At 61.5% G+C, this 694-nt stretch carries 1 protein-coding gene; it reads left to right on the plus strand.

Annotation, left to right across the window (positions count from 1 at the left end):
* On the plus strand, nt 1-694 hold a 694-nt coding region (locus tag AOZ13_RS13620), incomplete at both ends, for a transposase (RefSeq protein WP_148294613.1).

A 694-nucleotide genomic window follows, 5' to 3' on the forward strand; every position in this document is an offset into this window, starting at 1 on the left:
CTGAAAGAGGAGTACGGTCTTGGATACCGCGAACGGCTCCGACTCGAGGTTCGGGGCGATCCGAACTGGAAAGAGTACGACAAGCAGGGTCAGTTGGAACTGTATTACGACGACGTGAGCGAGACGTTCAGGGCCTTTCAGCCAGTCACAATTGACACTTCTCGACTGGCACAACCACTGGCGGAGGAAGCCGCCGCCTTGGACATCGGCGCGAACAACATCGTCGCCTGCACGACCACGACCGGCGAGCAGTACCTGTACGAAGGCCGCGACCTGTTCGAACGGTTCCGCGAAACGACGCAACGGATCGCTGAACTCCAGTCGAAGCTCCGCGAAGGGCGGTACAGTTCGAAGCAGATCGACTCGCTGTACCGAAGACGGACGCGACGGCGCGACCACGCGATGGACGCGCTTGTACGCGACTTGATCGAACGACTGTACGACGAAGGCGTTTCGCCGGTGTACGTCGGCGACCTAACCGACGTACTCGAGACGCACTGGTCGGTTCGGACGAACGCCAAGTTGCACAATTTCTGGGCGTTCCGGCGGTTCGTCGGGCGGCTCGCCGATACCGCCGAGGAGTTCGGCATCACCGTCGAAGTCCGAACGGAAGCGTGGACCTCGCAGACGTGTCCGAACTGCGGGTCGACCGAGGACACGACGCGGCACCAGGACACGCTGACCTGTACCTGTG

It is taken from the genome of Halarchaeum acidiphilum MH1-52-1 (genome assembly GCF_000474235.1).
Taxonomy (GTDB): Archaea; Halobacteriota; Halobacteria; order Halobacteriales; family Halobacteriaceae; genus Halarchaeum; species Halarchaeum acidiphilum.